We start from the raw sequence: 2,633 nt of genomic DNA on the forward strand, positions 1-2,633 counted from the left end.
CCTATACCTATACAGATATTTTTGACATCTTCATATGTCATTTTAGAGATAATCCGAGTAATTGAATCTAGGTTTAATGTTAGCTGTAGATAGACATTTACTAATAGTTCAATACCCATAACTATATTCCTTTTAGGTAGGGCTGCTTTACCACAACTCATAAAACCACAGTTAGTGTTACCAGTGAGTTAGATAGTATTAGTTCTCCTTAGCGGCTGAGTGAAGCACAAGAATGGTTAAGTTCTATATATGTGTAAAGTGTTTACTACTAAAAGAGTATAAGTAATTTAAATTATTAAAAAACAAGGCCTTATTTGTCAGCCCTGTATCAAGGATGTAATAAATCAAGATACTTCGGTAAGCTAATAATTCATTATCTAACATGGTTATATGGTTGATGGAATATGACTTTCTTAAGTGTCTTTATTTGGTTCTGAAGATTAAGGAAAGTACTCCTTGTATCTGAAGTATCTAACTCCCTCTCTAACCTTTTTAGGTATATTAATTTCTCTCGGAACTCTCTGAATCGTTTATAACTTTTTACTTTCATTTTAATTCCCTGTAGATAAGCTTAATTTCATCTGAGCTTCTTTTATGTCTTGATATATAAGATGTGAGTAATAGGTTATAGGGCAATAGGAAGGCTCTTTCCCGTATTTTAAAAAAGCTAAATCCTCGTGGGATAGGTAAATTATTTTATCTGTAACTGACTCTAGAAGTTTGTTTATTGTGCTATTCGAATTACTGTCCTTAGAAATTATGAATTGAAGTCCTTGGACTGCTAGATCTGTTAGTCGAAAACTTTTTCTATTTCTTTTCATTTTTATTACCGATACTCATTATTAAACCAATATTTATAAGCATTAATAATGCAGTCTGTTAAAGCATACCTCAAATAGACCTTTTAAATTTGGTCTGCTAAGTGGTGTTTACAAACTTAAAACAGACCTATAATATAAGACCACTTAAAACAGACTGGAAGTTATATTTATGTTTATTCGTGCATATTTAAGAGCGAGTACCGTTCAGCAAGATGCTCTAAGAGGCCGAGAGGAGCTTATTAAGTTCGCAGATGAGCAAGGCTATAAAATTGCTGGTTTTTATGTTGAGAATGCATCAGGGGCATCTATAGATAGGCCTGAAATATGGCGCTTACTTGAAGATAGTAACAAAGGAGATATTATTCTCATTGAAAAAATGGATAGATTAACAAGACTTCCTTACGAGCAGTGGAAGAATCTTGAAACTGAATTTCAAAATAGAGAAATTAATATAGTTGTATTAGATCAGCCTACAACGCATAGGGTTTTTTCAGATTGTGAAGCTGAAAGTTATATAGGGAAAGTTTTGAGCGAATTTATGCTTAATTTAGCAGCGGCTATGGCGCATGATGAGTATGAAACAAGAAAGAAAAGACAGGCTCAGGGTATTAAAAAAGCCAAAGAAAATGGTATTTACTTAGGGCGAAGACCTGATAAAAAAAAGTGGTCAATTATTTCTTCTATGTTAAAAGACGGAAAATCATGGTCTAGTATTATTAAAGATGCAGATTGTAGTCGAGCTACAGTTGCAAAAGTTTCAAAAATGGTAAAATCAGGAATATTATGATTAAGTCTATATTTACGGAATATCTATTCAATTAAAAAACTTTAAGGTTTATAATTTAAGCGTGTATATAAACCAATCTAAAAGTAATTTTTATTTGAAAAGGACATTCATGCGAATAACATTATTAATTTTTTCTATTTTTTTATCTGGTTGTCAAAGCAATAACTTCGAGAAGGTTGACTTTAAATACTCTAATCTAGCTCATATGAGTGTTGATGATGCAATAATAGAGCTTGATATAGACCCAAAAACATTGATTTTTGCCCTAAGTGATTCATTTCGTGCTCAGAACAATATGGTGTTAGAAAGAGAAAAATTAGATTTTTTCAACAGGAAATCAGCTGATTATAAAGCATGTTTAAACGCTCAAAATGATGTTTTTAAAACTGAGTTTTTGGCCTATCAACAGAATGATTTTTCGATTTATAAAGGGTTAAATAGAGGGAAAGTTTTCTCTAAATATGGAGTTTCTCCGCAGTGCGGCTTTTTTGACATTATAAAAAGTGATGTTGCTGATAGTTGGTTTTTAAAAGTAGAAGTACCACAGGGTAATTTCAACACTACAGTATCAGTGCCTAATGTAGAGTCATTTTTTGGATTTTCTGGTACGAACTTAATTAATGGCTCATCAACAACATATAAAGATAGAGTTATTACAACTAACTTTTCATCTCATTTGTATATTTGGGTATGGCAAGAAACCCCTGATTCGAAAACTAAAGTATATTTATATTCTAAACCTGTAAATGGTCAAGTCGAAGCGTGTGCAGGTTGTTCTATAGGGTATAGATGGTGGAAGCAAGCTAATGGTTATACTGAATCTAGATTAGTTAAGCACTATAAATATTTACTAGAAGATCTTGCGAACAAAAATTTATTTTTAAACTAAAGTTAGATTTTCGAATCAACTTGTTGATGAAGTGGTGCGCAGCACTAATATTGTGAGTAGTTTAATTTCATTCCATGAAATCACAGCGCTTTCGTAGAAAGCTTGTAGTAACTAATAAAAATAGTATTAATAATAA

The 2,633-nt window shown here is 31.6% G+C and carries 2 protein-coding genes; both read left to right on the plus strand.

Annotated features, from left to right (window positions below):
* The first annotated feature begins 990 nt into the window (after positions 1 to 990).
* Positions 991 to 1,608: a recombinase family protein gene (locus tag H5160_RS05110; RefSeq protein ID WP_138531065.1), complete on the plus strand. Its 618-nt coding sequence runs from the start codon at positions 991 to 993 to the stop codon at positions 1,606 to 1,608.
* Positions 1,609 to 1,717: 109 nt separating this feature from the next.
* Positions 1,718 to 2,497 carry a hypothetical protein gene (locus tag H5160_RS05115; RefSeq protein WP_138531063.1) on the plus strand — a complete coding sequence of 260 codons (780 nt, stop codon included), beginning with the start codon at positions 1,718 to 1,720 and terminating at the stop codon, positions 2,495 to 2,497.
* Positions 2,498 to 2,633: the final 136 nt, after the last annotated feature.

The sequence above is a fragment of the Pseudoalteromonas sp. SG43-4 genome, assembly GCF_014164325.1.
In the GTDB taxonomy this organism is placed as follows: domain Bacteria; phylum Pseudomonadota; class Gammaproteobacteria; order Enterobacterales; family Alteromonadaceae; genus Pseudoalteromonas; species Pseudoalteromonas distincta.

Coding starts and splice junctions, on each gene's coding strand:
- H5160_RS05110 (WP_138531065.1), top strand. CDS start 991: ATGTTTATTCGTGCATATTTAAGAGCGAGTACCGTTCAGCAAGATGCT.
- H5160_RS05115 (WP_138531063.1), top strand. CDS start 1,718: ATGCGAATAACATTATTAATTTTTTCTATTTTTTTATCTGGTTGTCAA.